Genomic DNA, 24,419 nt, shown 5'->3' with positions numbered 1-24,419 from the left:
TACAGGGCCGCACTAGGCTGCGCATGTGGCTGCTCCGATGATCGCTCCGTCGATATTGTCCGCCGATTTCGCTCGTCTGGGGGAGGAGGCCGACGCTGTCACCGGTTCGGACTGGTTGCATGTCGACGTCATGGACGCGCACTTCGTTCCGAACCTGACGTTGGGCCTGCCCGTGGTGAAGAGCCTGTTGAAGGCGACGGACATCCCGCTGGACTGCCATCTGATGATCGACGACCCCGGCCGGTGGGCGCCGTCGTACGCCGAGGCAGGTGCGTTCAACGTGACGTTCCACGCCGAGGCAACGGACGATCCGATCGCAGTGGCGAAGGACATTCGGGCGGCAGGCGGGAAGGCGGGCCTGTCGGTCAAGCCGAACACCCCGATCGAGCCCTACCTGGAAATCTTGAAGGAATTCGACACGCTGCTGGTGATGAGCGTCGAGCCCGGCTTCGGCGGGCAGTCGTTCATTCCGGACGTGCTCGGCAAGGCTCGAACCGTGCGGAAACTCGTCGACTCCGGTGAGCTGACGCTCGTCGTCGAGATCGACGGTGGAATCAACGTCGACACCGTCGAGCAGGCGGCCGAGGCAGGCGTCGACTGCTTCGTCGCCGGCTCTGCCGTGTACGGCGCTGCCGATCCCGCCGCTGCGGTCCGTGGACTCCGCGAGCAGGCAGGGCGCGCGTCGGCACATCTGTCCCTCTGATGTCGGATCCCGCCGCGTCCGACTATGTGCCCGACTACGCGGCCGCGATGCGCACGGCGATCGACGCGTCGGAAGCGGCACGGGGACGTACGAGCCCCAATCCGCCCGTCGGCGCAGTGATCCTCGATGCCGCCGGCGCGGTCGTCGGTATCGGGTCCACGCAACCACCCGGTGGTCCTCATGCCGAGATCATGGCGTTGCGCGAGGCCGGTGACCGGGCTCGGGGCGGTACGGCCGTCGTCACGCTCGAGCCGTGCAACCACACCGGTCGGACCGGGCCGTGTGCAGTCGCGCTGATCGATGCCGGTATCGCCCACGTCATCCACGCCGTCGACGACCCCAATCCCGTGGCGATGGGCGGCGCGGACAGGCTGCGCGACGCGGGTGTCGTCGTGGAATCCGGTCTGGAGGCCGACGCCGTCTCGCACGGTCCGTTGCGCGCCTGGCTGCACAAGCAACGAACGGGCAGGCCGTTCGTGACGTTGAAGTACGCGGCAGGTCTCGACGGACGCAGTGCCGCGGCGGACGGAACGAGTCAGTGGATCACCGGTCCCGACGCGCGCGCTCACGTCCACGCCGAACGCGCGAAGCTCGACGCCGTCGTCGTCGGGACCGGAACAGTGCTGGCCGACGACCCGCTGCTGACCGCACGGCTGTCCGACGGGTCGAACGCCGCCCGGCAGCCGCTGCGCGTCGTCGTCGGGCGACGTGAGATACCGGCCGGTGCTCGTGTACGCGGAGACGACGCGCCGACGGCGTTCGTCCGCAGTCACGACCCACTCGACGTCCTCGCCGCTCTGGCCGACCACACCGATGTCCTGGTCGAAGGTGGTCCGACTCTGGCGGGCGCGTTTCTCGCAGCGGGCGTGGTCGACCGAATCGTGGCCTACATCGCGCCCGTCGTGCTGGGGTCGGGCAGAGCCGCGGTGGAGAATGCGGGGGTCGGAACAATTGCCGACGCCCTGCGGTTCTCGATCGAGAGTGTGCAGACGCTGGGGACCGACCTGGTCGTCGTCGCCGTACCGAAAGAAACAGGAGTGACGTAGACAGTGTTCACCGGGATAGTCGAAGAGCTCGGCGAGATCGTCGGCAAGGAAGACCTGGCCGACGCGGCGCGGTTCACCGTCAAGGGGCCTGTCGTGACGTCGGACGCAGGTCACGGAGATTCGATCGCGGTCAACGGTGTGTGCCTGACCGTGGTGGACGTCCTCGACGGGATCTCGTTCACCGCCGACGTCATGCAGGAGACACTGAACCGGTCGAGCCTGCAGCGGCTGGAGGTGGGCAGCCGCGTGAATCTCGAACGCGCTGCGTCGCTCGGCAGCAGGCTCGGCGGACACCTCGTTCAGGGGCATGTGGACGGCACCGGAACGGTCGTCAGCCGCTCGCCCTCCGAGAACTGGACGGTGGTGCGCATCGCGCTGCCGACCTCGGTCGCTCGATACGTCGTCGAGAAGGGATCGATCACCGTCGACGGTGTCTCGTTGACGGTGTCCGGCCTGGGCGAGGATGCGGACGGTCACTGGTTCGAGATCTCGCTGATCCCGACGACACTCGAGCTCACCACCCTCGGCCGGTCGCCGGTCGGTACGCCGGTGAACCTCGAAGTCGACGTCATCGCGAAGTACGTCGAGCGCCTGCAGACCCTCGCCGCAGACTGACCGAACCGGAAAGTACTGTTGAAGGGGTATCTGCGCCGACGTCTGAAGTCGGTGCGGAACGAGACACTTTGGAGCGTACGACGTGACTAGGTTCGACAGTATCGAGCGTGCTGTCGCCGACATCGCCGCAGGCAAAGCCGTGGTGGTGGTCGACGACGAGGATCGCGAGAACGAAGGCGATCTGATCTTCGCAGCCGAGAAGGCCACCCCCGAGCTCGTGGCGTTCATGGTGCGATACACGTCCGGATACCTCTGTGTTCCGCTGTCCGGCGACGACTGCGACCGGCTCGGTCTGCCTCCGATGTACGCGACCAACCAGGACAAACACGGCACCGCGTACACGGTCACCGTCGACGCGCGCGAAGGCATCGGAACCGGTATCTCCGCATCCGATCGTGCCGCGACCATGCGTCTTCTGGCCGACCCGAACAGCGGCGCGGGCGACTTCACTCGTCCGGGCCACGTCGTGCCGCTGCGCGCCAAGGACGGCGGCGTGCTGCGACGCCCCGGCCACACCGAGGCCGCCGTCGACCTGGCACGCATGGCGGATCTTCGTCCCGCCGGTGTGATCTGCGAGATCGTCAGTCAGAAGGACGAGGGCGAGATGGCTCGCACCGACGAGCTGCGTGTCTTCGCCGACGACCACGATCTCGCGCTCATCTCCATCGCCGATCTCATCGCATGGCGTCGCAAGCACGAGAAGCACGTCGTACGCGTCGCCGACGCACGGATCCCGACGTCGCACGGCGTTTTTCGCGCCGTCGGCTACCAGAGCGTGTACGACGACGTCGAGCACGTAGCCCTCGTGCGCGGCGACATCGCAGGCCCCGACGGCGACGGCAGCGACGTGCTCGTGCGCGTCCACTCCGAATGCCTCACCGGCGACGTCTTCGGGTCTTTGCGCTGCGATTGCGGTCCTCAGCTCGACGCCGCACTCGAGATGATCGCGCAGGAAGGCCGTGGTGTCGTGCTGTACATGCGTGGCCACGAAGGCCGCGGCATCGGTCTGCTGCACAAACTGCAGGCCTACCAGCTGCAGGACGCGGGATCGGACACCGTCGACGCGAACCTCCAACTCGGATTGCCCGCCGATTCGCGCGACTACGGCATCGGTGCGCAGATCCTGGTCGACCTCGGCATCTCGTCGATGCGTCTGCTGACCAACAACCCTGCCAAGCGCGTCGGACTCGACGGCTACGGTCTGCACGTCACCGAGCGGGTGCCGATGCCGCTGCGCGCGAACGCCGAGAACCTGACGTATCTCCGGACCAAACGCGACCGCATGGGCCACGACCTCGTCGGCCTGGACGAGTACGAGTTGGGTCACAAGGCCGGCTCCACCCCGGACATCGAGTTGGGAACGAATCCATGAGCGGCGAGGGCGAACCCGTACTCCAGTTGTCCGGCGCTGCCGATCTGAAATTGGCGATCGTGGCGGGCCAGTGGCACAAGACGGTGTCCGAGGCGCTGCTCGACGGTGCCACGCGCAAGGCCGCCGAGGCAGGTGTCACCGACGTGACCGTCGTACGTGTCGCGGGTGCCATCGAGCTTCCCGTCGTCGCGCAGCAGTTGGCGCGCACGCACGACGCAGTGGTCGCGTTGGGCGTCGTCATCCGAGGCGGCACGCCGCACTTCGAGTACGTCTGCGACGCCGTCACGGCCGGTCTGACTCGGGTGTCGCTCGACGAGGGCACTCCTGTCACCAACGGTGTTCTGACGACCAACGACGAGCAGCAGGCGCTCGATCGTGCCGGGCTTCCCGGGTCGAGCGAGGACAAGGGCGCCCAAGCGGTGGCCGCGGCCATCGACACGGCGTTGACGCTGCAGCGACTACGGCAGCCCGGTGTCGACGGGGCTGCGCGATGACCGAGCCCGGTCGCTGGGAACTCGAAGTCAGGTCTCGGAAGTCCGCCCGTTACGCCGTCATCGCGGCGGTCGTACTGGTCACCGCGCACGTGACCGTCGCCGTTCTGCTGCGAGTGTCGCCGACCGGTGTGTACTTCCGTACCGCCGACCAGCTGGCGCTCGCCGGCATCGGCTTTTTGCTCGCCGGCATCGCGTTGCTGCTGACGCGCCCGCGTGTGCGGGTCGGCGCCGAAGGGGTCGCGGTCCGCAACATCCTGTCCGAGCGACTCATCGAATGGGACCTCGTCCGGGGTCTGTCGTTCCCCGACGGCGCCATGTGGGCACGCGTCGACATTCCCGACGACGAGTTCATTCCGGTCATGGCCATCCAGTCGAACGATCGCGACCGAGCCGTCGCAGCCGTACGTACGTTCCGCGCCCTCGAAGCCAAATACGCAGGCGCCGACACGTGATGTTCCGCGTCGGACCCTGCGGCTAGCCTGGATTACGTGTCCGATCCCTCTACGTATCGCCCGGCCACCGGGACCATTCCGGTCGAACCCGGCGTGTACAAATTTCGTGATCCGCACGGACGCGTGATCTACGTCGGCAAGGCCAAAAGCCTGCGCAGCCGACTCAATTCGTACTTCGCGGACGTCGCGTCGTTGCATCCGCGTACCCGCCAGATGGTCACCACCGCAGCGTCCGTCGAATGGACGGTCGTCACCACCGAGGTGGAGGCGCTGCAGCTCGAGTACAACTGGATCAAGGAGTTCGATCCGCGGTTCAACGTTCGGTATCGAGACGACAAGAGCTACCCGATGCTCGCCGTCACGATGAACGAGGAGTATCCGCGGCTGTTCGTCTACCGCGGTCCGAGACGCAAAGGTGTGCGGTACTTCGGGCCCTACGCGCACGCGTGGGCCATCCGGGAGACCCTCGATCTACTGCTGCGAGTGTTCCCGGCGCGTACCTGCTCGGCGGGAGTGTTCAAACGGCACAGCCAGATCGGCAGGCCCTGCCTGCTGGGGTACATCGACAAGTGTTCGGCGCCCTGCGTGGACCGCGTCAGCGCCGAGGAGCACCGCAAGATCGTCGAGGATTTCTGCGATTTTCTTTCCGGCAAGACCGACAAGCTCGTGCGGCAACTCGAGAAGCGCATGCAGGAGGCGTCCGAGGAACTCGATTTCGAGACCGCGGCTCGGCTGCGCGACGACGTCGGCGCACTCCGACGCGCGTTGGAGAAGCAGGCTGTCGTTCTCGGTGACGGCACGGACGCCGACCTCGTCGCCTTCGCCGCCGACGACCTCGAAGCCGCCGTGCAGGTCTTCCACGTGCGCGGCGGGCGGGTGCGCGGCCAGCGGGGCTGGGTTGTGGAGAAGGCAGGAGAAGTGGTCGAGCAGCAAGCCGAGAACCGTGACGATCTGCCTGCTCTCGTCGAGCAGTTCCTGACGCAGTTCTACGGTGAGCAGGCTGCCATGTCGATTCAGTCGCCCGGTGTCGACGACGCAGGCGCCAATGCGGTTCCGCGTGAGGTCCTCGTTCCGGTCATGCCTGCCAACTCCGATCAGGTACAGCAATGGCTCAGCCGTCTGCGCGGGTCCAACGTGCAGCTTCGGGTTCCGCAGCGCGGTGACAAGAAGGCGCTGGCCGAGACCGTCGAACGCAACGCCAAGGAGGCGCTGCAGCAACACAAGCTCAAGCGTGCAGGTGACTTCACGTCCAGATCGGCTGCGCTGCAGGGTATTCAGGAGGCGCTCGATCTCGACTCCGCGCCTCTGCGGATCGAGTGCATCGACATCTCGCACGTGCAGGGCACCGATGTCGTCGCCTCGCTCGTCGTGTTCGAGGACGGTCTCCCGCGCAAGAGCGACTATCGCCATTACTCGATCAAGGAAGCGGCGGGCGACGGACATTCCGACGACGTCGCCAGCATCGCCGAGGTGACGCGTCGCCGATTCCTCCGGCACAGTTCCGACGCCGGTGGCGGTGGTGACCTGTCGCCCGAGGCCGCGTTGGATCCGCAGACCGGACGCCCGAAGCGCTTCGCGTACCCACCGAACTTGTTCGTCGTCGACGGCGGCGCTCCCCAGGTCGCAGCCGCCTCCGAGGTCCTGGACGAGCTGGGCGTGACCGATGTCGCGATCGTCGGTCTGGCCAAGCGTCTCGAAGAGGTGTGGGTGCCGGGCGAGTCGGATCCGGTCATCCTGCCGAGGACCAGTGAGTCCCTGTACCTGCTGCAACGGGTGCGCGACGAGGCACACCGATTCGCCATCAGTTTCCACCGCAGCAAGCGTTCGCGTCGCATGACGGCGTCGGCGCTGGACTCGGTACGCGGGCTCGGCGAGACGCGTCGTAACGCACTCGTGGCGCATTTCGGATCCGTCGCCAAGCTGAAGCAGGCGTCGGTCGAAGAAATCGTCCAGGTACCGGGAATCGGCGAGATGACGGCGAAGTCGGTGCTCGAGGCGCTGGGCGCGGAGTCCGGCCCGGTCATACCGGACACCGTCGGGTCGGACACTTCGGACATCGTCGGTCAAGATGGAGTCACGGGCAGCGACGCTGCCGATCGGGGTCGGGAAGATGCAACTTCGACAGGGTGAGGCGTGACGTGAGCAAACCGGATGTACAGCCGGCGCCGGACGCGACGGCGGCGGACAGCGCGAGCGACAACAACGACGAGGTCGTCCCACCGCACCCAGGCGGTATCGAGGTCGCCCTCGTCACCGGCTTGTCGGGCGCGGGGCTTCGTACTGCCGCCAAGGCGCTCGAGGACATGGGGTGGTACGTCGCGGACAACCTGCCACCCGAGCTGATCTCGAAGATGGTCGATCTGGGCCTGGAGTCGGACCCGCGCATCGAACGGCTCGCCCTCGTGATGGACGTGCGCAGCCGTCTGTTCACGGGCGACCTCGGCTGGGTCGTTCGGGAACTCGATTCCAAGGGCGTCCGCAATCGTGTCCTGTTCCTCGACGCCACCGACGCGGCGCTGATTCGACGGTTCGAGTCCAACCGACGTAGCCACCCACTGCAGAACGACGGGCAGGACGGCACGCTGACCGAGGGCATCGCAGCCGAGCGGCTCCGCCTCGCGCAGGTCAAGGCGGCAGCCGACGTGACGATCGAGACCTCCTCGCTGTCGGTGCACCAGCTACGTCGCAAGATCGAGGCCGCGTTCGGAGGCGCGGATGCCGCGATGATCGGCGTCACCGTGCAGTCCTTCGGCTTCAAGTACGGTCTTCCGATCGACGCGGATCTGGTGTGCGACGTCAGATTTCTGCCCAACCCGCACTGGGTTCCGGAGCTCCGCGAGCACACTGGTCGGGACGAGGCGGTCCGCGACTACGTCCTGGAGCAGGACGGGGCCCAGGACTACTTGAACACCTACCACCATCTGTTGCAGCTGACGGTGGACGGATATCGGCGGGAAGGCAAGCGATACATGACGGTTGCAGTCGGGTGCACCGGTGGAAAACATCGAAGCGTGGCCATGTCGGAAGCACTGGCCGCGATGCTGGAACAACACGACGACCTGTCGGTGCGGGTGCTGCATCGAGACATGGGTCGCGAATGACCGACCTGCAGCCGGACGACACGTCGTCGAAGAAGATCGTCGCGCTGGGTGGAGGTCACGGCCTGTATGCCACGCTGAGCGCGGCGCGCAGACTCGCCTCGGACGTGACGGCCGTCGTGACCGTCGCGGACGACGGGGGATCGTCGGGTCGCCTTCGCGCCGAGCTCGGTGTCCTTCCGCCCGGTGACCTGCGGATGGCATTGGCCGCGCTGGCCGCCGAGAACCCGCGCACCCGCATGTGGGCCGACGTGCTTCAACATCGCTTCCGCGGTACCGGGGCGTTGGCGGGACACTCGGTGGGCAATCTCATACTGGCCGGGCTCACCGAGGTGCTCGGTGACACGGTTCTGGCGCTCGACGAGGTGTCCGATCTGCTGGGAATTCGGGGCAGGGTGCTCCCGATGGCACCCGTTCCGCTCGACATCGAGGCGGACGTCTCGGGGCTGGAGGACGACCCTCGGGTCAGCCGCGTCATACGGGGTCAGGTGGCCGTCGCGACGACACCCGGCAAGGTGCGGCGTGTCCGTCTGATGCCTCCCGACCCGCCGGCGACGCCGGAAGCGGTGGAGGCCATCGGCGCGGCCGACCTCGTCGTGCTGGGTCCCGGCTCGTGGTTCTCCAGTGTCATTCCCCACGTTCTCGTCCCGGACCTACTGGCTGCTCTCGACCGATCGACGGCGCCGAAGGTCCTGGTGTTGAATCTCGCGCCGGAGTTGGGGGAGACCACCGGATTCTCCGCCGAGCGGCATCTGCACGTACTCTCCCAACACGCACCTGACTTCGGAGTCGACTACGTCCTCGTCGACTCGCTCTCCGTGCCTGCCGGGGGAGAGCGAGACCACCTCGCCCGTGCGGCTGCCAGGCTGGGAGCCGAGGTCGTCTACGACGATGTCGCCGAATCAGGTACTCACGCGCATCATTTCGGAAAGTTGGCGGCAGCGCTCGGTAGCATCGTCTCGTCGCGAGACGGGACTGCGCCGACGACGTCGCGCAGAGAGGGGATCACTTCGTGGCCATGACAGCGGAGGTGAAAGACGAGCTCTCGAGGCTCGCGATCACCCAGGTGAGCTGCAGGAGAGCCGAGGTGTCGGCTCTCCTGCGGTTTGCAGGTGGGCTTCACATCGTTGCGGGGCGTGTCGTCGTCGAGGCGGAGGTCGATCTGGGGTCGATAGCGCGGCGCCTGCGGCGGGAGATCTTCGACCTCTACGGCTACTCGTCGGACGTGCACGTTCTCAGTGCAGGCGGTCTGCGCAAGAGCTCTCGCTACGTCGTGCGCGTCGCGAAGGACGGCGAAGCGCTGGCTCGCCAGACGGGACTGCTCGACATGCGCGGTCGGCCCGTGCGTGGTCTCCCGGCACAGGTCGTCGGCGGGACGGTCGGCGATGCCGAAGCGGCATGGCGCGGTGCCTTTCTCGCTCATGGGTCGCTGACCGAGCCGGGTCGCTCGTCGGCGCTCGAGATCAGCTGCCCCGGTCCGGAAGCCGCGCTGGCGCTCGTCGGTGCAGCCAGACGACTGGGTGTGGCAGCCAAAGCGCGCGAAGTACGCGGCACCGATCGCGTCGTCGTCCGCGACGGCGAGGCCATCGGCGCTCTGCTGACCCGCATGGGAGCTCAGGACACTCGCCTCGTCTGGGAGGAACGCCGCATGCGACGCGAGGTGCGTGCGACCGCCAACCGGCTCGCGAACTTCGACGACGCCAACCTACGACGCTCCGCACGTGCTGCAGTCGCGGCGGCGGCACGCGTCGAACGGGCGTTGGAGATCCTCGGCGACGACGTTCCCGACCATCTCGCCGCGGCGGGTTCGTTGCGAGTCCAGCATCGACAGGCGTCCCTGGAGGAGCTCGGCCAGCTGGCCGATCCGCCGATGACGAAGGATGCCGTCGCGGGAAGGATCCGCCGTCTGCTGTCGATGGCGGACCGAAAAGCGAAGGACACCGGCATTCCGGACACCGAGTCGGCCGTCACCGCGGAACTGCTCGACGAGGCGTGAATGCCCTGGTAGCAGACGACCCGCGCGCGAGTCGTGACTGCGCACTAGGGTGGGATCTGCTGCGTGCGGATGTCCACATGCACGAAATCCGACAAACGGTTCAACAACTTAGGAGCGAACAGTGACGATCCGGGTAGGCGTGAACGGCTTCGGCCGCATCGGACGTAACTTCTTCAGGGCAGTCGATGCGCAGAAAGCTCTGGGCACCACCGACATCGAGATCGTGGCTGTCAACGACCTCACGGACAACGCAACCCTGGCGCACCTGCTCAAGTACGACTCCATCCTCGGCCGTCTGCCGCACGACGTGAGCCTCGAGGGCGACGACACCATCGTCGTCGGCGACCAGAAGATCAAGGCGTTGTCGCTGCGCGAGGGCCCGTCCGCACTTCCGTGGGGCGACCTGGGTGTCGACGTCGTCGTGGAGTCCACCGGCATCTTCACCGACGCGGCCAAGGCCAAGGGTCACCTCGACGCAGGCGCCAAGAAGGTCATCATCTCCGCGCCCGCCAAGGGCGAGGACATCACCATCGTGATGGGCGTCAACGACGACAAGTACGACGGCAGCCAGAACATCATCTCGAACGCGTCGTGCACCACCAACTGCCTCGGACCGATCGCCAAGGTTCTCGATGACGAGTTCGGCATCGTCAAGGGCCTCATGACGACCGTCCACGCGTACACGCAGGACCAGAACCTGCAGGACGGCCCGCACAGCGACCTGCGCCGTGCGCGCGCTGCCGCTCTGAACGTGGTTCCGACCGGAACGGGCGCGGCGAAGGCGATCGGCCTGGTTCTCCCGCAGCTTCTCGGCAAGCTCGACGGCTACGCACTGCGTGTGCCGATCCCGACCGGTTCGGTCACCGACCTCACGGCCAACCTGAAGAAGTCGGCCAGCGCCGCGGACATCAACGCTGCGATGAAGTCGGCCTCCGAGGGCGCGTTGAAGGGCATCCTGAAGTACACCGAGGATCCGATCGTCTCGTCGGACATCGTCACCGACCCGCACTCGTCGATCTTCGACGCGGGCCTGACCAAGGTCATCGACGACCAGGTCAAGATCGTCTCCTGGTACGACAACGAGTGGGGCTACTCCAACCGCCTCGCGGACCTCATCGGCCTCGTCGGAAAGTCTCTCTGATCACATGGCAGTCAAAACACTGCAGGATCTGATCGCCGCCGGGGTGTCCGGCCGCGCTGTGTTGGTCCGATCGGACTTCAACGTTCCGATCGAGAACGGTGTCATCACCGATCCGGGCCGGATCGTCGCGTCGCTTCCGACGCTGAACGCTCTGCTCGACGCGGGCGCCAAGCTCATCGTGACGGCCCATCTCGGACGACCGGATGGCAAGCCCGAGTCGAAGTACTCGTTGGCGCCTGTCGCGTCGAAGCTCGGCGAGCTGCTGGGCAGGCACGTGCAGCTGGCCGGCGACGTCGTCGGGCAGGATGCCCAGGCGCGTGCCGAGGGACTGACCGACGGTGACGTCCTCCTGCTCGAGAACATTCGCTTCGATCCACGCGAGACCAGCAAGGACGAGGCGGAGCGTGCTGCGCTCGCCGCCGAGTTGGTGGCGCTGACCGACGGCGAGGGTGCGTTCGTGTCCGACGGCTTCGGTGTGGTCCACCGCAAGCAGGCGTCGGTCTACGACGTCGCGAAGTTGCTCCCGTCGTACGCGGGCAACCTGGTCGGCACCGAGGTCGACGTCCTGAAGACGCTGACCGAGACCCCGCAGCGCCCGTACGCGGTCGTGCTGGGTGGCTCGAAGGTGTCCGACAAGCTCGCGGTCATCGAAGCATTGGCACCGAAGGTCGACACACTCGTCATCGGCGGCGGAATGTGCTTCACGTTCCTCGCGGCTCAGGGACAGTCCGTCGGTTCGTCGCTGCTGCAGGACGACATGATCGACACGTGCAAGGACCTGCTCGAGCGTTTCGGTGACGTCATCCACCTGCCGAAGGACGTCGTCGTCGCCGATTCGTTCTCCGCGGATGCGGAAGCGAAGACGGTGCCGTCGTACGAGATTCCCGACGGCTGGATGGGCCTGGACATCGGCCCGGAGTCCGTCGAGCGTTTCGGTGCGGTTCTGCGCGCGGCCAAGACGGTGTTCTGGAACGGCCCCATGGGTGTGTTCGAGTTCGAGAAGTTCGCGGCAGGCACCAAAGGTCTCGCCGAGGCGATCGTCGCGGCGACCTCGAACGGCGCTTTCAGCGTCGTCGGTGGCGGCGACTCCGCTGCCGCGGTCCGGGCCCTGGGACTTCCGGACGACGGTTTCTCGCACATCTCCACCGGAGGAGGGGCGTCGCTCGAGTACCTCGAGGGCAAGCAGCTCCCCGGTCTCGCAGCCCTGGAGGACTGAACAGATGGCACGTAAGCCGCTCATCGCCGGCAACTGGAAGATGAATCTCAACCACCTCGAGGCCATCTCGTTGGTGCAGAAGATCGCGTTCTCGTTGCCCGCGAAGTACTTCGACAAGGTCGACGTGACGGTCATCCCGCCGTTCACCGACATCCGCAGCGTGCAGACGCTGATCGAGGGCGACAAGCTGCTGCTCACCTTCGGTGCGCAGGACGTGTCGGCTCACGACTCGGGTGCGTACACCGGTGAGATCAGCGGTGGCATGCTCGCCAAGCTGGGATGCACGTTCGTCGTCGTCGGACATTCCGAGCGCCGCACGCTGCACAGCGAGGACGACGCGACGGTCCTGGCCAAGACCAAGGCTGCGCTGAAGCACGGGCTGACGCCGATCGTCTGCATCGGCGAAGGCCTGAACATTCGAGAGGCCGGTGAGCACGTGTCGTACAACGTCGCTCAGCTGCGTGCGTCGCTCGAGGGGCTGTCCGCCGAGGACATCTCCAAGATCGTCATTGCGTACGAGCCCGTGTGGGCCATCGGTACCGGCAAGGTGGCCAGCGCTGCGGATGCGCAGGAAGTGTGCTCGGCCATTCGCGAGGAACTGCAGACGCTGGCGTCCGCCGATGTCGCGGCCGGCGTTCGAATCCTCTACGGCGGATCGGTCAACGCCAAGAACGTCGGCGAGATCGTCGCGCAGAACGACGTCGACGGCGCACTGGTCGGTGGTGCGTCGTTGAAGGCGGACGAGTTCGCCACCCTCTCGGCCATCGCCGCAGGTGGACCCCTGCCCTGATTTTCTGGGCGACACCCGACCGGAGCTGCCGTGCCACTGTCTCGCGAGAGGCGGTGGCACGGCAGTGGGCGTTCGGCAGGTAGGCTGTCAGCGGTCGTGAGCTGAATCGATGTGAGGCGGACATGGAACTGTTTCTGGATATCTTGCTGGTCGTCACCAGCTTGGCGCTGATTCTTCTGGTGCTGTTGCACCGGGGTAAGGGCGGCGGTCTGTCCAGTCTGTTCGGTGGCGGCGTGCAATCGTCTCTGTCGAGTTCGACGGTCGTCGAGAAGAACCTCGACCGCTTGACCATCTTCACCGGCATCGTCTGGCTCATCGCGATTCTCGGCATCGGCCTCGAGATCAAGTTCTCCTGACTGTCGCGGCCTCACCGAGGTCATTTGTAAAGACATGCCGACACGACGTGGTGTGAACTGCGGATGCGGGGGCGTTCGGCGATACTGTACGAATGAGTGAAACCCCTGTGGAGTCGGCTGGATCTCCTGCGTTCGTCACACCGACGACCCAGGGTCGCGAGCTGACCGAGCCGCTGCGCGAGGACATCCGTTATCTCGGTGGGATTCTCGGCGACATCATTCGTGAACACGAGGGTGAGGAGACGTTCGACCTCGTCGAGCGGGCGCGTGTCGAATCGTTCGCCGTCCGCCGTTCGGAGGTCGATCGCGGCACCTCAGTCGGCATGTACGCCGATACCGCTGTAGCCCAAGCGATTCCGCTCATCCGCGCATTCAGTCATTTCTCGCTCCTGGCCAACCTCGCCGAGGATCTGCACCGCGAGCGTCGACGCGCGATTCACCTCGACCGTGAGGATCCGCCGCAGGACAGCAGCCTCGAGGCGACCTGGCTCAAGCTCGACGCCGCGAACCTCACGCGCGACCGGATCGCGTCCGCATTGACCGATGCCCTTGTCTCGCCGGTCATCACGGCGCATCCGACGGAGACGCGTCGGCGCACGGTGTTCGACGTACAGTCCAAGATCACCGAGCTGATGCGTCGTCGAGAGGTCGCGATGGCTGCGGCGCCGAACAAGGCGTCGGCCGCGAAAGAGCTTGCGTCCGTGGATGCCTCGATCAGGCGTCAGGTGCTGACGCTGTGGGAGACGGCGTTGATCCGCTTGTCTCGCTTGCGGATCCAGGACGAGATCGAGGTCGGGCTCCGGTACTTCGAGACATCGCTCTTCGACGTCATCCCGGCGCTGAACGCGGATGTCCGTGCCGCACTGCGCACACGGTACCCCGAGGACGGTCTGCTGCCGCGTCCGATTCTGCGCCCCGGTTCGTGGATCGGCGGCGACCGCGACGGCAACCCGAACGTCACCGGCGACGTCGTGCACACCGCGACACACCAGGCGGGATACGTCGCCTTCGCGCACTACCTGGACCAGTTGGTCGCGCTGGAGAAGGAACTGTCGATGTCCGCGCGGTTGGTCGACATCGCCGACGAATTGACCGCCCTCGCTGCGGAGTCGGGAGATCCCGACGACCGACGGGACGACGAGCCGTATCGCGTCGCAGTCCGTGGAATTCGTGCCCGGCTCACCGCCACCGCGGTTGCAGTGCTCGACTCGCTGCCTGTCTCTGCGCTCGATCTGGGCGCGACGCCGTATGCCGCCCCGCAGGACGTGTTGAACGATCTCGACGTCATCGACCGAGCACTGCGTGCCGACGGCGACGCACTGATCGCCGACGACCGTCTGCTCGCGCTCCGACAAGCCGTCGAGACGTTCGGGTTTCATCTGCAGGCCCTGGACATGCGTCAGAACTCGGAGACGCACGAAGAGGTCGTTGCCGAACTGTTGGCATGGGCCGGTGTGCATCCGGACTACGCGTCGCTGGGGGAGGACGAGCGGGTCGCACTGCTGTCGCGGGAGCTGACGACGCGTCGTCCGCTCGTGGCAGCCGACGCCCAATTGAGCGACCTCGCGACCAAGGAACTCGGCATCGTCCGTGCCGCGAAGACGGCGATCGATCATCTCGGCCCCGACACGATCCAGAACTACATCATCAGCATGTGTCAGTCGGTCAGCGACATGCTCGAAGCGGCCCTTCTGCTCAAGGAAGCAGGCATCTTCGATCCGGGTGCGGACGGGTCGGCCCCGACGTCGACCGTCGGCGTCGTGCCGCTGTTCGAAACCATCGAAGACCTGCAGCAGGGCGCCGAGACGCTCGTCGCGACGCTGAACGTCCCGGTCTACCGAGCTCTCGTCGAGGGCCGCGGCATGAACCAGGAAGTCATGCTCGGGTACTCGGACTCCAACAAGGACGGCGGGTACCTCGCAGCCAACTGGGCGCTGTACCGCGCCGAACTGGATCTGCTGGAGGCGTCGCGCACCACGGGAATTCGACTGCGGCTGTTCCACGGTCGCGGCGGCACCGTGGGACGCGGCGGCGGGCCCAGCTACGACGCGATCCTCGCCCAGCCGCCCGGCGTCGTCCAGGGCTCGCTTCGACTCACCGAGCAGGGCGAGATCATCGCGGCGAAGTACGCCGAACCGTCGATGGCACGGCGCAACCTCGAATCGCTCGTCGCGGGCACGCTGGAATCGACGTTGCTCGACGTCGAGGGTCTGGGCGACGGGGCAGAACCGGCCTACGCCGTGCTCGACGACCTGGCGGCCAGAGCCCGTGCCGCCTACGGCCGTCTGGTGCACGAGGAGCCCGGGTTCGTCGAGTACTTCCGGACGTCGACGCCCGTCGCCGAGGTCGGGGAGTTGAACATCGGTAGCAGGCCGGCATCGCGCAAGCCCACCAACTCGGTCTACGACCTCCGGGCGATCCCGTGGGTCATGTCCTGGAGTCAGTGCCGCGTCATGCTTCCGGGGTGGTACGGAACCGGTTCGGCGTTCGAGGAATGGGTCGACGGCGACGACGAGAAGCTGGCCGTGCTGACCGACCTGTACCGGAAGTGGCCGTTCTTCCAGACGGTGCTGTCCAATCTCGCTCAGGTCATGGCGAAGTCGGATCTCGGCATTGCCGCTCGATACGCCGAGCTGGTGCCGGACACGGCTTTGCGTGATCGCATCTTCGGCATGATCGAGACCGAACACGCGAAGACCATCGAGATGTACCTGAAGATCACCGGTCATTCCCGATTGCTCGAGGACAACCCGGCGCTGGAACGGTCGGTGCACAACCGGTTCCCGTATCTAGAGCCGCTGAACCAGATGCAGGTCGAGATGCTGCGGCGCTTCCGTGCAGGCGACGACGACGAGCGCGTCAAGCGCGGAATTCTGTTGACGATGAACGGTCTCGCGACTGCGTTGCGTAACAGCGGGTAATAGTTGTCGATGGGCCGTCGAGGACCGAAGCCGTCCTCGACGGCCCATACCGTGCGTGGCATGACTTCGTTCACCGCATCACCGTTCCGTGTCGACATTCCTCAGGCCGAACTCGACGACCTTCGACGGCGTCTGACCCGCACCCGCTGGCCGGAGGACCTTCCCGGTGTCGGACGGGAGTACGGCGTCCCTGTCACGTATCTGCGCGAACTCGCCGAGTACTGGGCCACGGCGTTCGACTGGCGTGCCCAGGAGAAGAGACTGAATCGGTACCCGCAGTTCGTCGCGGACATCGACGGCCGAACGCTGCACTACGTCCACGTCGCGTCGCCGGATCCCGACGCGGTTCCGTTGGTTCTCGTTCACGGATGGCCGTTCGAGGATTTCGGCGACGTGATCGGGCCGCTCACGGATCCGCGTGGCCACGGCGACGACACGGCGCAGGCGTTCCACGTCGTGGTGCCCACACTGCCCGGATTCGGCTTCTCGGGCCCGACGACCGGGCGCGGTGACGCGGACACGGTGCGTTCGGCCGAGCTGATCGCGCGGCTCATGGCCGAACTCGGCTACGAGCGCTACGGGGCACAAGGAGGAGACGCCGGTTCGTTCATCGCCCCGCAGCTCGGGCGGATTGCGCCGGACAAGGTCATCGGAGTGCACATGAACGGACCGATCACCATCCCGTCGTGGGACGACGACGGTAGCGGATACAGTGCCGAGGATCGGAAAAAAGTTGCGGCGCTGGCAGATTGGAGTAATTCCGAGGCAGCGTCGTATGCGTCTGTTCATTCGACGCGGCCCGCAACGCTCGCACCGGCACTGACCGATTCGCCGGTCGGGTTGCTGTCCTGGGTGATCGACGTCGTGAACACCTACATCGACCCGGCGAAGACCCTATCCGACGCGATCGACCGCGACGTGCTGCTCACGAATGTCAGCATTCTGTGGTTCACCGAGACCATCGGGTCGTCGATGCGCCTGTACAAGGAGTCGACGCAGTGGGGAGCAGAGCTGACCTCGTCGGGTGTGCCTACCGCTGCCGCAGTGTTCGCGCGTGACAACAGTATTCGTGGAATCGCCGAGAAGCAGAACCACATCGTGCGGTGGACCGAGTTCGACCACGGCGGACATTTCGCAGCGATGGAAACGCCGGGCGAGTTGATCGACGATCTCCGGACCTTCTTCTCGTCGCTGTCGCGGTGAGTCCGCCGGTGGAACCGTTTCCTCGGCGGCCGCGTCAGAAGGGATAGGAAGCCGGGTCGAGGCAAAGGGGGACAAGGCCGTGGCACAGTGCTCGAGCGACGCCCGATCGTGGCGTGACGGGACCGCGTATCGCGCGCACGGACGTCGGTCTCTCGGTGGTCGCGCGCAGATGTCGGCCGGCACGGACGCCACGGATTCGAGCGTTGCGACGCCGCCTGCCGGGGACCTGTCGAGAGACGGCGACGGCGTCGAACCTGCTTGATGGACAAGAAGATTCGACGCCGTCGTGGTTCTCGCCGCTCGTACTACGTGTCCAGCTTCGACGCGGCCGCCGTGTCGACGAACCACACGGTCGACTCTGATCCGACGGCTCCGGCCGATGGCACGTCGTCCGGGGAGGCGCCGCCGACCGCTGCAGCCACGGCCTCGGCCTTCGCTTCGCCGGACACCAGTAGCCAGACATGCTTCGCACGTCGAATCGCGGGCAGTGTCAATGTGATTCGCACGGGTGGCGGCTTGGGGGAGTCCTCGACCGCGACGACGTACTGCGTCGTCTCGCGCACCGCATCGGTATGGGGGAACAGGGAATTGATGTGTCCCTCGCCTCCCATGCCGAGCAGGTGCACGTCGAACTCCGGCGCCCGCTCACCCTCGTCGGCGTGGGCTGCGAGCACCCGGGCGTACGACGCGGCGGCCACCTCGGGGTCGCTCTCGTGCGGACCGTCCGACGCGGCCATGCGGAACACTCGATCTGGGTGCACGTCGACGTGATTCAGCAGGGCGTCCCACGCTTGAACTTCGTTGCGTTCGGGATCGCCCGCCGGCAGGAACCGCTCGTCGCCGAAATAGACGTCGACGCGGCTCCAGTCGATGTTCCCCGAGTCCTTGCGCAGAGCTTCGAGCAGTGCGATGCCGGTTCCACCACCGGTCAGTACGACCGAGGCAGATCCACGCTCGGCCTGCGCCGAGGTGACGACGTCGACGAACCTCGAACGTGCCGCGTCGACGAGCGCGTCCGCGTCGAGGAAATGCAGAACCGATGTCTCACTCATAGGTCACCTTCGACAGTCCGTTCAGGGCCAGTTCGTAGATCTCGTCCGTGTCGAGGCGACGCAGCTCCTCGGCGAGGCATTCACGCGTATCCCGACGCGCCAGCGCGACCTCGGCGTCGGGCTGTCCCGTGCGTCGAAGCGTGGCCGTCTTGCCGGTCTGGGGCCGGGTGATCGAGATGCTGCTGTTCTCGCGATGCAGCTCGACTCTCAGCTCTCCCGTCGTCCGGTGGACCGGCACGTCGAGCTTCGCGGCCAGCCAGCCGGCAAGGATGTCCAACGCGGGTTCCTCGGCCAAACCGGAGACCGACACGGACACGACCTTCTCGTGCGGCGGCTGGTCGAGTGCCGTCGCGAGCAGCCCACGCCAGTACGTGATGCGACTCCACGACAGGTCGGTGTCGCCCTGCCGGTAACTGGTGACGCGGCTCTTGATCGCCGCGGTCGTGTCCGGAGCGTTCGTCGCGTCGGTGATGCGACGAATAGCCAAGCGGCCCAACGGATTCTTCGCAGGAACCGCGGGAGCCTCGTCCGGCCACCACGCCACTATCGGCGTGTCCGGCAGCAGGAACGGGATGACGACGCTGTGTTCGTGATCCGCCAGTTCGCCGTTGAGCCTGAGCACGACGACCTCCGACGCGCCCGCATCGCCCCCGACGCGAATCTGGGCGTCCAGACTCGACTCGGCGGCGCGGTCACCGTGGGTCAGCACGATGACACGACACGGGTGCTCACGACTGGCGTCGTTCGCGGCCTCGATGGCACGTTCTGCCTTCTCGGCGTCCGGGCTGGCCACGATGAGGGTGAGTACGCGCCCGATGGTGACGGCACCACCGGACTCGCGCAGCTCGACCAGCTGTTTGCCGACCTCGGCCGTGGTGGTGCGGGGGATGTCGACGATCACGGCCTTCTCCATTCGCGTCCGGTGCGGTGCATCATCTCGTCACCGGAAGTCGGTCCCCACGTGCCGGCCTCGTACGGCTCGGCGGTGCCGCCGGATGCCCAGTACTCGAGAATCGGGTCGAGGATCTTCCAGGACAGTTCGACCTCGGCGTTGACGGGAAACAGCGACGGCTCGCCGAGCAGAACGTCGAGGATCAGACGTTCGTAGGCCTCGGGGGACGACTCGGTGAACGCCTGCCCGTAGCTGAAGTCCATGCTGACGTCGCGCACCTGCATACTCGAGCCCGGCACCTTCGATCCGAAGCGCATGGTGACGCCCTCGTCGGGCTGGACGCGGATGACGAGCGCGTTCTGGCCGAGTTCCTCGGTCATGGTGGCGTCGAACGGCAGGTGCGGTGCACGCTTGAACACCATGGCGATCTCGGTGACCCTGCGCCCCAACGCTTTTCCGGTGCGCAGGTAGAACGGGACGCCGCCCCATCGCCTGGTGTCGACCTGCAGGGTGATCGCCGCGTAGGTCTCGGTGTTGGACTCGGAGTCGAATCCCTCTTCTTCCTTGAGGCCCTTGACCTTCTGGCTGCCCTGCCACCCCGCGGTGTACTGGCCGCGGGCGGTGGTTTCGCCGAGAGGGAGTGCAGGCTTGGTCGCCGACAGCACCTTGATCTTCTCGGACTGCAGTTCCGACGGGCTGAAACTGACCGGTTCCTCCATCGCGGTGATCGCGAGCAGCTGCAGCAGGTGGTTCTGGATCACGTCACGGGCCGCGCCGATGCCGTCGTAATAGCCTGCGCGGCCGCCCAATCCGATGTCCTCGGCCATCGTGATCTGAACGTGGTCGACATAGTGTGCATTCCAGATCGGATCGAACAGCTGGTTCGCGAAGCGCAGCGCCAGGATGTTCTGAACCGTCTCCTTGCCGAGGTAGTGATCGATCCGAAAGACGGTGTCCTCCGGGAACACTCGGTTCACGACGGCGTTGAGCTCCTGGGCGCTCTGCAGATCGTGGCCGAACGGCTTCTCGATGACGACGCGTCGCCACTGGTCGTCCTTGCCCTGGGACAGCCCGGAGCGAGAGAGCTGTTCGAGGACGACGGGAAACGCGCCGGGTGGGATCGACAGGTAGAACGCATGGTTGCCGCCGGTCCCGCGGGTCTCGTCCAGCTCGGTGAGCGTGCGGGACAGTTCGTCGAATGCAGCGTCGTCGTCGAAGGACCCCTGCACGAACCGGAACCCTTCGGCCAGGGTGTTCCAGACTTCTTCGCTGAAGGGCGTACGCGCGTGATCCCGGACGGCGTCGTGCACGATCGTGGCGAAATCTTCCTTGCCCCACTCACGTCGAGCGAAGCCGACCAGGGCGAAACCGGGGGGCAGAAGCCCCCGGTTCGCCAGGTCGTACACCGCAGGCATGAGCTTCTTACGAGCGAGATCGCCTGTGACGCCGAAGATCACGAGACTGCACGGTCCGGCGATTCGCGGAAGACGCTTGTCACTTCGATCGCGGAGCGGGTTGGTCCACTCCGAGGAACTGTTCTGCGCAGGATCCTTGTGTTCGGTGTCTGCGGTGGTCACGTCTCTAGCTCTTCTGGCCCGCTTGGCGGAGCTGTTCGCCGGTGGCGTCGAGCAACTCGGTCCACGACGCCTCGAACTTGGCGACACCCTCGTTCTCGAGCGTCAGGAACACGTCGGTGACGTCGATGCCGATGGCGGAGAGCTTGTCGAAGACTTCCTGCGACTCCCGACCCTTGCCCGAGATCGTGTCACCGGTGATCTCACCGTGGTCGGCGACAGCATCGAGAGTCTTCTCGGGCATCGTGTTGACGGTGTTCGGCGACACCAGGTCGGTGACGTAGAGCGTGTCCGGGTACGCGGGGTTCTTGACACCGGTCGACGCCCACAGCGGGCGCTGCGGACGTCCGCCGGATCCGGCGAGCTCGTGGAAACGCGGTCCGACCTCGAACGCCTGCTGGTACGCGACGTAGGCCAGGCGAGCGTTCGCCAGAGCGGCCTTGCCCTTGAGTTCCTCGGCCTCGGGGGTGCCGATCTTGTCCAGGCGTGCATCGATCTCGGTGTCGACGCGCGAGACGAAGAACGAGGCGACCGAGTGGATTCTGGACAGATCGTGGCCTGCGGCGCGCGCAGCCTCCAGTCCCTCGAGGTAGGCGCCGATGACCGCCTCGTACCGCTCGACGGAGAAGATCAGCGTGACGTTGACGCTGATGCCTTCTCCGATGACCTTGGCGATCGCGGGAATGCCGGCTTCGGTCGCGGGAATTTTGATGAGCACGTTCGGGCGGTCGACGATCTTCCACAGCTCGACGGCCTGCGCGACGGTCTTCTCGGTGTCGTGTGCCAGGCGGGGATCGACCTCGATGGAGACGCGGCCGTCGACTCCTGCCGTCGACTCGAAGACGGGAGCGAAGATGTCGCACGCGTTGCGCACGTCGTCGGTGGTGACCGTGCGGATGGTGGCGTCGACGTCGGCGCCTCGCTCGGCCAGCTCACGGACCTGCGCGTCGTAGGCGTCGCCCTTGCTCAGCGCGGCCTGGAAGATCGACGGGTTGGTCGTCACGCCGACGACGCTCTTGCTCTCGATCAGCTCCTGCAGGTTGCCGGAGTCGATGCGGTCGCGGGACAGGTCGTCGAGCCAGACGGATACGCCTGCTGCGGACAGATCTGCGAGGTTCTTGTTCTGGGTCATGGGTTATCCCTTCACATTGGTGATCGAGCGCTGTGCGGCAGCGACCACGGCCTCGGCCGTGAATCCGTACTCGCGGAACAGCGTCTTGGCGTCCGCCGACTCGCCGTAGTGCTCGAGCGAGATGATCTCGCCGAAGCCGCCGACGATCCGGTACCACGGCATCGCGATGCCCGCCTCGATGGAGACGCGCGCCTTGACGGTGGGCGGAATGACCTGGTCGCGGTAGTTCTGGTCCTGGCTGAAGAACCACTCGACACACGGCATGGACACGACGCGTGCCGCGATGCCCTGCTCCTCGAGCGTCTTCTGCGCCTCGACGGCGTACTGCAGTTCCGAGCCGGTGCCGATGAGGACGACGTCCGGAGCCGCCTTCGAGGACTCGGAGAGGATGTAGGCGCCCTTCGACACACCCTCGTAGCTCGTGCCCTCGAGAATCGGGATGCCCTGACGCGTCAGCGCCAAACCGACGGGGCCGCTGCTGCTGGAGCGCGCCAGCACGGCCTGCCAGGCGAACGCGGTTTCGTTGGCGTCGCCCGGGCGGACGACGGACAGGTTCGGAATGGCACGCAACGCGGCGAGGTGCTCGACGGGCTGGTGCGTCGGGCCGTCCTCACCGAGGCCGATGGAATCGTGGGTCCACACGTAGATCGGATCGATGTCCATCAACGACGCCAGACGCACTGCCGGACGCATGTAGTCACTGAACTGCATGAACGTACCGCCGTAGGCGCGGGTCGGTCCGTGCATGACGATGCCCGACAGGATCGACCCCATCGCGTGCTCACGGATGCCGAAGTGCAGCGTGCGTCCGTAGGGCTCGGCGTCCCAGTCGTCGGTGGAGATCGACGTGGGGCCGAAGGACTTGGCGCCTTTGATGGTCGTGTTGTTGCTGCCCGCGAGGTCGGCCGATCCACCCCAGAGCTCGGGAAGGACCGGTCCGACGGCGCTCAGCACCTCGCCGGACGCGGCGCGCGTCGCGATGGCCTTGCTTCCGGGCTCCCAGGACGGGAGGACGTCGGTCCAGTTCTCGGGCAGGGTGCCCGCGGTCAGCCGGTCGAGCAGCTGCTTGCGCTCGGGCTCACGTGCGGCCCATGCGTCGAACTGGGTGTTCCACTCGGCGTGGGCCTTGCGTCCGCGTTCCTGCAGCGACCGGGTGTGCGCGATGACCTCGTCGGAGACCTCGAACTTCTTCTCGGGGTCGAAGTCGAGCGCCTGCTTGACCTTCGCGACCTCTTCGTCGCCGAGAGCGGCACCGTGCACGGCACCGGTGTTCATCATCGTCGGAGCAGGGAAGCCGATGATCGTGCGCAGCACGATGATCGACGGCTTGTCGGTGACGGCCTTGGCCTTCTCGATGGCCTCTTCGATCGCCACGACGTTCTCGCCGCCCTCGACGACCTGGACGTGCCAGCCGTATGCCTCGTACCGTGCGGCCGTGTCCTCCGACAGCGCGATGTCGGTGGCGTGCTCGATCGAGATCTTGTTGTCGTCGTAGAACAGGATCAGGTTGCCGAGCTGCTGCGTTCCTGCGAGCGACGACGCCTCGGACGTCACACCTTCTTCGATGTCGCCGTCGGAGGCGATGACGTAGATGAAGTGATCGAAGGGGCTGTCACCGAGCGCGGGCTCGGGGTCGAACAGGCCGCGTTCGCGTCGCGACGCCATGGCCATACCGACAGCGGACGCGAGGCCCTGGCCGAGGGGACCCGTCGTGATCTCGACGCCGTCGGTGTGGCGGAACTCCGGGTGGCCGGGGGTCTTGGACTTGAAGGTACGCAGCGACTCGATGTCGATGAGTTCGAGACCGAACCCGCCCAAGTACAGCTGCAGGTAGAGCGTCAGGCTCGAGTGTCCGCACGAGAGGACGAAACGGTCGCGTCCGATCCAGTGGGTGTCGTTGGGGTCGTGGCGCATCGTGCGCTGGAAGAGCGTGTAGGCGAGCGGGGCCAGGCTCATGGCCGTGCCGGGGTGCCCGTTGCCGACCTTCTGTACCGCATCCGCAGCGAGGACTCTGACGGTATCGACCGCCCTGGTGTCCAGGTCCGTCCAGTCGCTGGGGTGGTGCGCCGTGGTGAGGACGTCAATATCGTCTGTGATCGACACGAGCAGAGATCTCCTGACATTGGTACGAGTAAGGCCAGTTGCGCGCACCGATTTCAGCGCATCGGAAACACGTCGCCCACCAGCCTAGTTCCGCGGCGGTCCGATGTCGTGCCTTCCCCCTCCCGGTCGCGTCGGCGTAACCGGGGAGCGACGCATTGCTCACTTTGGGTGCCCTGAGAATTGGAGTCGGGATGGTCGACGTCTACCATCGCTTGTAGTAGTACGCATCCGCACCGAAGTTCTCGGTGTCGACGTGTGCGTGC

At 66.1% G+C, this 24,419-nt stretch carries 22 protein-coding genes; 17 read left to right on the top strand and 5 right to left on the bottom strand.

Going from position 1 to position 24,419, the window contains the following annotated elements; genetic code table 11:
- Window positions 1-25 precede the first annotated feature (25 nt).
- From rpe to DK926_RS05800, 17 genes are all read left to right on the top strand, one after another.
- Window positions 26-703: a ribulose-phosphate 3-epimerase gene (gene rpe / locus DK926_RS05880; protein ID WP_114329561.1), complete on the top strand. Its 678-nt coding sequence runs from the start codon at window positions 26-28 to the stop codon at window positions 701-703.
- On the top strand, window positions 703-1,749 hold the full coding sequence (gene ribD / locus DK926_RS05875; protein ID WP_114329559.1) for a bifunctional diaminohydroxyphosphoribosylaminopyrimidine deaminase/5-amino-6-(5-phosphoribosylamino)uracil reductase RibD: 1,047 nt from the start codon (window positions 703-705) through the stop codon (window positions 1,747-1,749). The genes rpe and ribD overlap by 1 nt, the downstream gene beginning before the upstream one ends.
- Window positions 1,750-1,752: 3 nt before the next feature.
- Entirely contained in the window at window positions 1,753-2,364 is a 612-nt protein-coding gene (locus tag DK926_RS05870; RefSeq protein ID WP_068424285.1) for a riboflavin synthase, read from the top strand.
- Window positions 2,365-2,446: 82 nt separating this feature from the next.
- Entirely contained in the window at window positions 2,447-3,736 is a 1,290-nt protein-coding gene (locus DK926_RS05865; protein ID WP_068424283.1) for a bifunctional 3,4-dihydroxy-2-butanone-4-phosphate synthase/GTP cyclohydrolase II, read from the top strand.
- On the top strand, window positions 3,733-4,230 hold the full coding sequence (gene ribH, locus DK926_RS05860; RefSeq protein ID WP_114329557.1) for a 6,7-dimethyl-8-ribityllumazine synthase: 498 nt from the start codon (window positions 3,733-3,735) through the stop codon (window positions 4,228-4,230). The genes DK926_RS05865 and ribH overlap by 4 nt, the downstream gene beginning before the upstream one ends.
- On the top strand, window positions 4,227-4,682 hold the full coding sequence (locus tag DK926_RS05855) for a PH domain-containing protein (RefSeq protein ID WP_114329556.1): 456 nt from the start codon (window positions 4,227-4,229) through the stop codon (window positions 4,680-4,682). Before ribH ends, DK926_RS05855 begins: the two co-directional genes overlap by 4 nt.
- 36 nt (window positions 4,683-4,718) lie before the next feature.
- Window positions 4,719-6,812 carry an excinuclease ABC subunit UvrC gene (gene uvrC, locus DK926_RS05850; protein WP_165839514.1) on the top strand — a complete coding sequence of 698 codons (2,094 nt, stop codon included), beginning with the start codon at window positions 4,719-4,721 and terminating at the stop codon, window positions 6,810-6,812.
- A 104-nt stretch (window positions 6,813-6,916) separates the two neighbouring features.
- Window positions 6,917-7,783: an RNase adapter RapZ gene (rapZ, locus tag DK926_RS05845; protein ID WP_068425934.1), complete on the top strand. Its 867-nt coding sequence runs from the start codon at window positions 6,917-6,919 to the stop codon at window positions 7,781-7,783.
- A complete protein-coding gene (gene yvcK, locus DK926_RS05840) occupies window positions 7,780-8,802 on the top strand; it encodes a uridine diphosphate-N-acetylglucosamine-binding protein YvcK (RefSeq protein WP_068424272.1) in 1,023 nt (340 codons plus the stop codon). Before rapZ ends, yvcK begins: the two co-directional genes overlap by 4 nt.
- On the top strand, window positions 8,793-9,776 hold the full coding sequence (gene whiA / locus DK926_RS05835) for a DNA-binding protein WhiA (protein ID WP_068424269.1): 984 nt from the start codon (window positions 8,793-8,795) through the stop codon (window positions 9,774-9,776). The genes yvcK and whiA overlap by 10 nt, the downstream gene beginning before the upstream one ends.
- Before the next feature lie 121 nt (window positions 9,777-9,897).
- Entirely contained in the window at window positions 9,898-10,917 is a 1,020-nt protein-coding gene (gene gap, locus DK926_RS05830; RefSeq protein ID WP_114329552.1) for a type I glyceraldehyde-3-phosphate dehydrogenase, read from the top strand.
- Between the two features lie 4 nt (window positions 10,918-10,921).
- A complete protein-coding gene (locus DK926_RS05825) occupies window positions 10,922-12,133 on the top strand; it encodes a phosphoglycerate kinase (RefSeq protein WP_114329550.1) in 1,212 nt (403 codons plus the stop codon).
- Between the two features lie 4 nt (window positions 12,134-12,137).
- Entirely contained in the window at window positions 12,138-12,923 is a 786-nt protein-coding gene (tpiA, locus tag DK926_RS05820) for a triose-phosphate isomerase (protein WP_114329548.1), read from the top strand.
- Between the two features lie 122 nt (window positions 12,924-13,045).
- Entirely contained in the window at window positions 13,046-13,279 is a 234-nt protein-coding gene (gene secG / locus DK926_RS05815) for a preprotein translocase subunit SecG (RefSeq protein ID WP_068424261.1), read from the top strand.
- 92 nt (window positions 13,280-13,371) lie between these two features.
- Window positions 13,372-16,200 carry a phosphoenolpyruvate carboxylase gene (gene ppc / locus DK926_RS05810; protein ID WP_114329547.1) on the top strand — a complete coding sequence of 943 codons (2,829 nt, stop codon included), beginning with the start codon at window positions 13,372-13,374 and terminating at the stop codon, window positions 16,198-16,200.
- A gap of 60 nt (window positions 16,201-16,260) precedes the next feature.
- The gene (locus DK926_RS05805; RefSeq protein WP_114329545.1) at window positions 16,261-17,403 is read left to right on the top strand and encodes an epoxide hydrolase family protein; all 1,143 of its coding nucleotides are present in this window, start codon (window positions 16,261-16,263) and stop codon (window positions 17,401-17,403) included.
- Window positions 17,404-17,482: 79 nt separating this feature from the next.
- Window positions 17,483-17,665 carry a hypothetical protein gene (locus DK926_RS05800; RefSeq protein ID WP_114329543.1) on the top strand — a complete coding sequence of 61 codons (183 nt, stop codon included), beginning with the start codon at window positions 17,483-17,485 and terminating at the stop codon, window positions 17,663-17,665.
- 43 nt (window positions 17,666-17,708) lie between these two features.
- On the opposite strand, the gene pgl is transcribed toward DK926_RS05800, so the two are convergent.
- Genes pgl through tkt form a run of 5 tightly spaced genes read right to left on the bottom strand, consistent with a single transcriptional unit; the run spans window position 17,709 to window position 24,156 of the window.
- Window positions 17,709-18,455, bottom strand: a complete 747-nt coding sequence (gene pgl, locus DK926_RS05795) for a 6-phosphogluconolactonase (RefSeq protein WP_114329541.1) — start codon at window positions 18,453-18,455, stop codon at window positions 17,709-17,711.
- Window positions 18,448-19,356, bottom strand: a complete 909-nt coding sequence (gene opcA, locus DK926_RS05790; protein ID WP_346764391.1) for a glucose-6-phosphate dehydrogenase assembly protein OpcA — start codon at window positions 19,354-19,356, stop codon at window positions 18,448-18,450. Before opcA ends, pgl begins: the two co-directional genes overlap by 8 nt.
- Window positions 19,353-20,924: a glucose-6-phosphate dehydrogenase gene (zwf, locus tag DK926_RS05785; protein WP_068424248.1), complete on the bottom strand. Its 1,572-nt coding sequence runs from the start codon at window positions 20,922-20,924 to the stop codon at window positions 19,353-19,355. The genes opcA and zwf overlap by 4 nt, the downstream gene beginning before the upstream one ends.
- Window positions 20,925-20,928: 4 nt before the next feature.
- A complete protein-coding gene (tal, locus tag DK926_RS05780; RefSeq protein ID WP_114329539.1) occupies window positions 20,929-22,053 on the bottom strand; it encodes a transaldolase in 1,125 nt (374 codons plus the stop codon).
- A gap of 3 nt (window positions 22,054-22,056) precedes the next feature.
- Window positions 22,057-24,156, bottom strand: a complete 2,100-nt coding sequence (gene tkt / locus DK926_RS05775) for a transketolase (RefSeq protein ID WP_114329537.1) — start codon at window positions 24,154-24,156, stop codon at window positions 22,057-22,059.
- Window positions 24,157-24,419: the final 263 nt, after the last annotated feature.

Origin of the sequence: Rhodococcus sp. Eu-32, from assembly GCF_003336925.1 — a bacterium.
Lineage (GTDB): Bacteria > Actinomycetota > Actinomycetes > Mycobacteriales > Mycobacteriaceae > Rhodococcoides > Rhodococcoides kyotonensis_B.
This window is presented reverse-complemented; position numbering and strand designations above follow the sequence as displayed.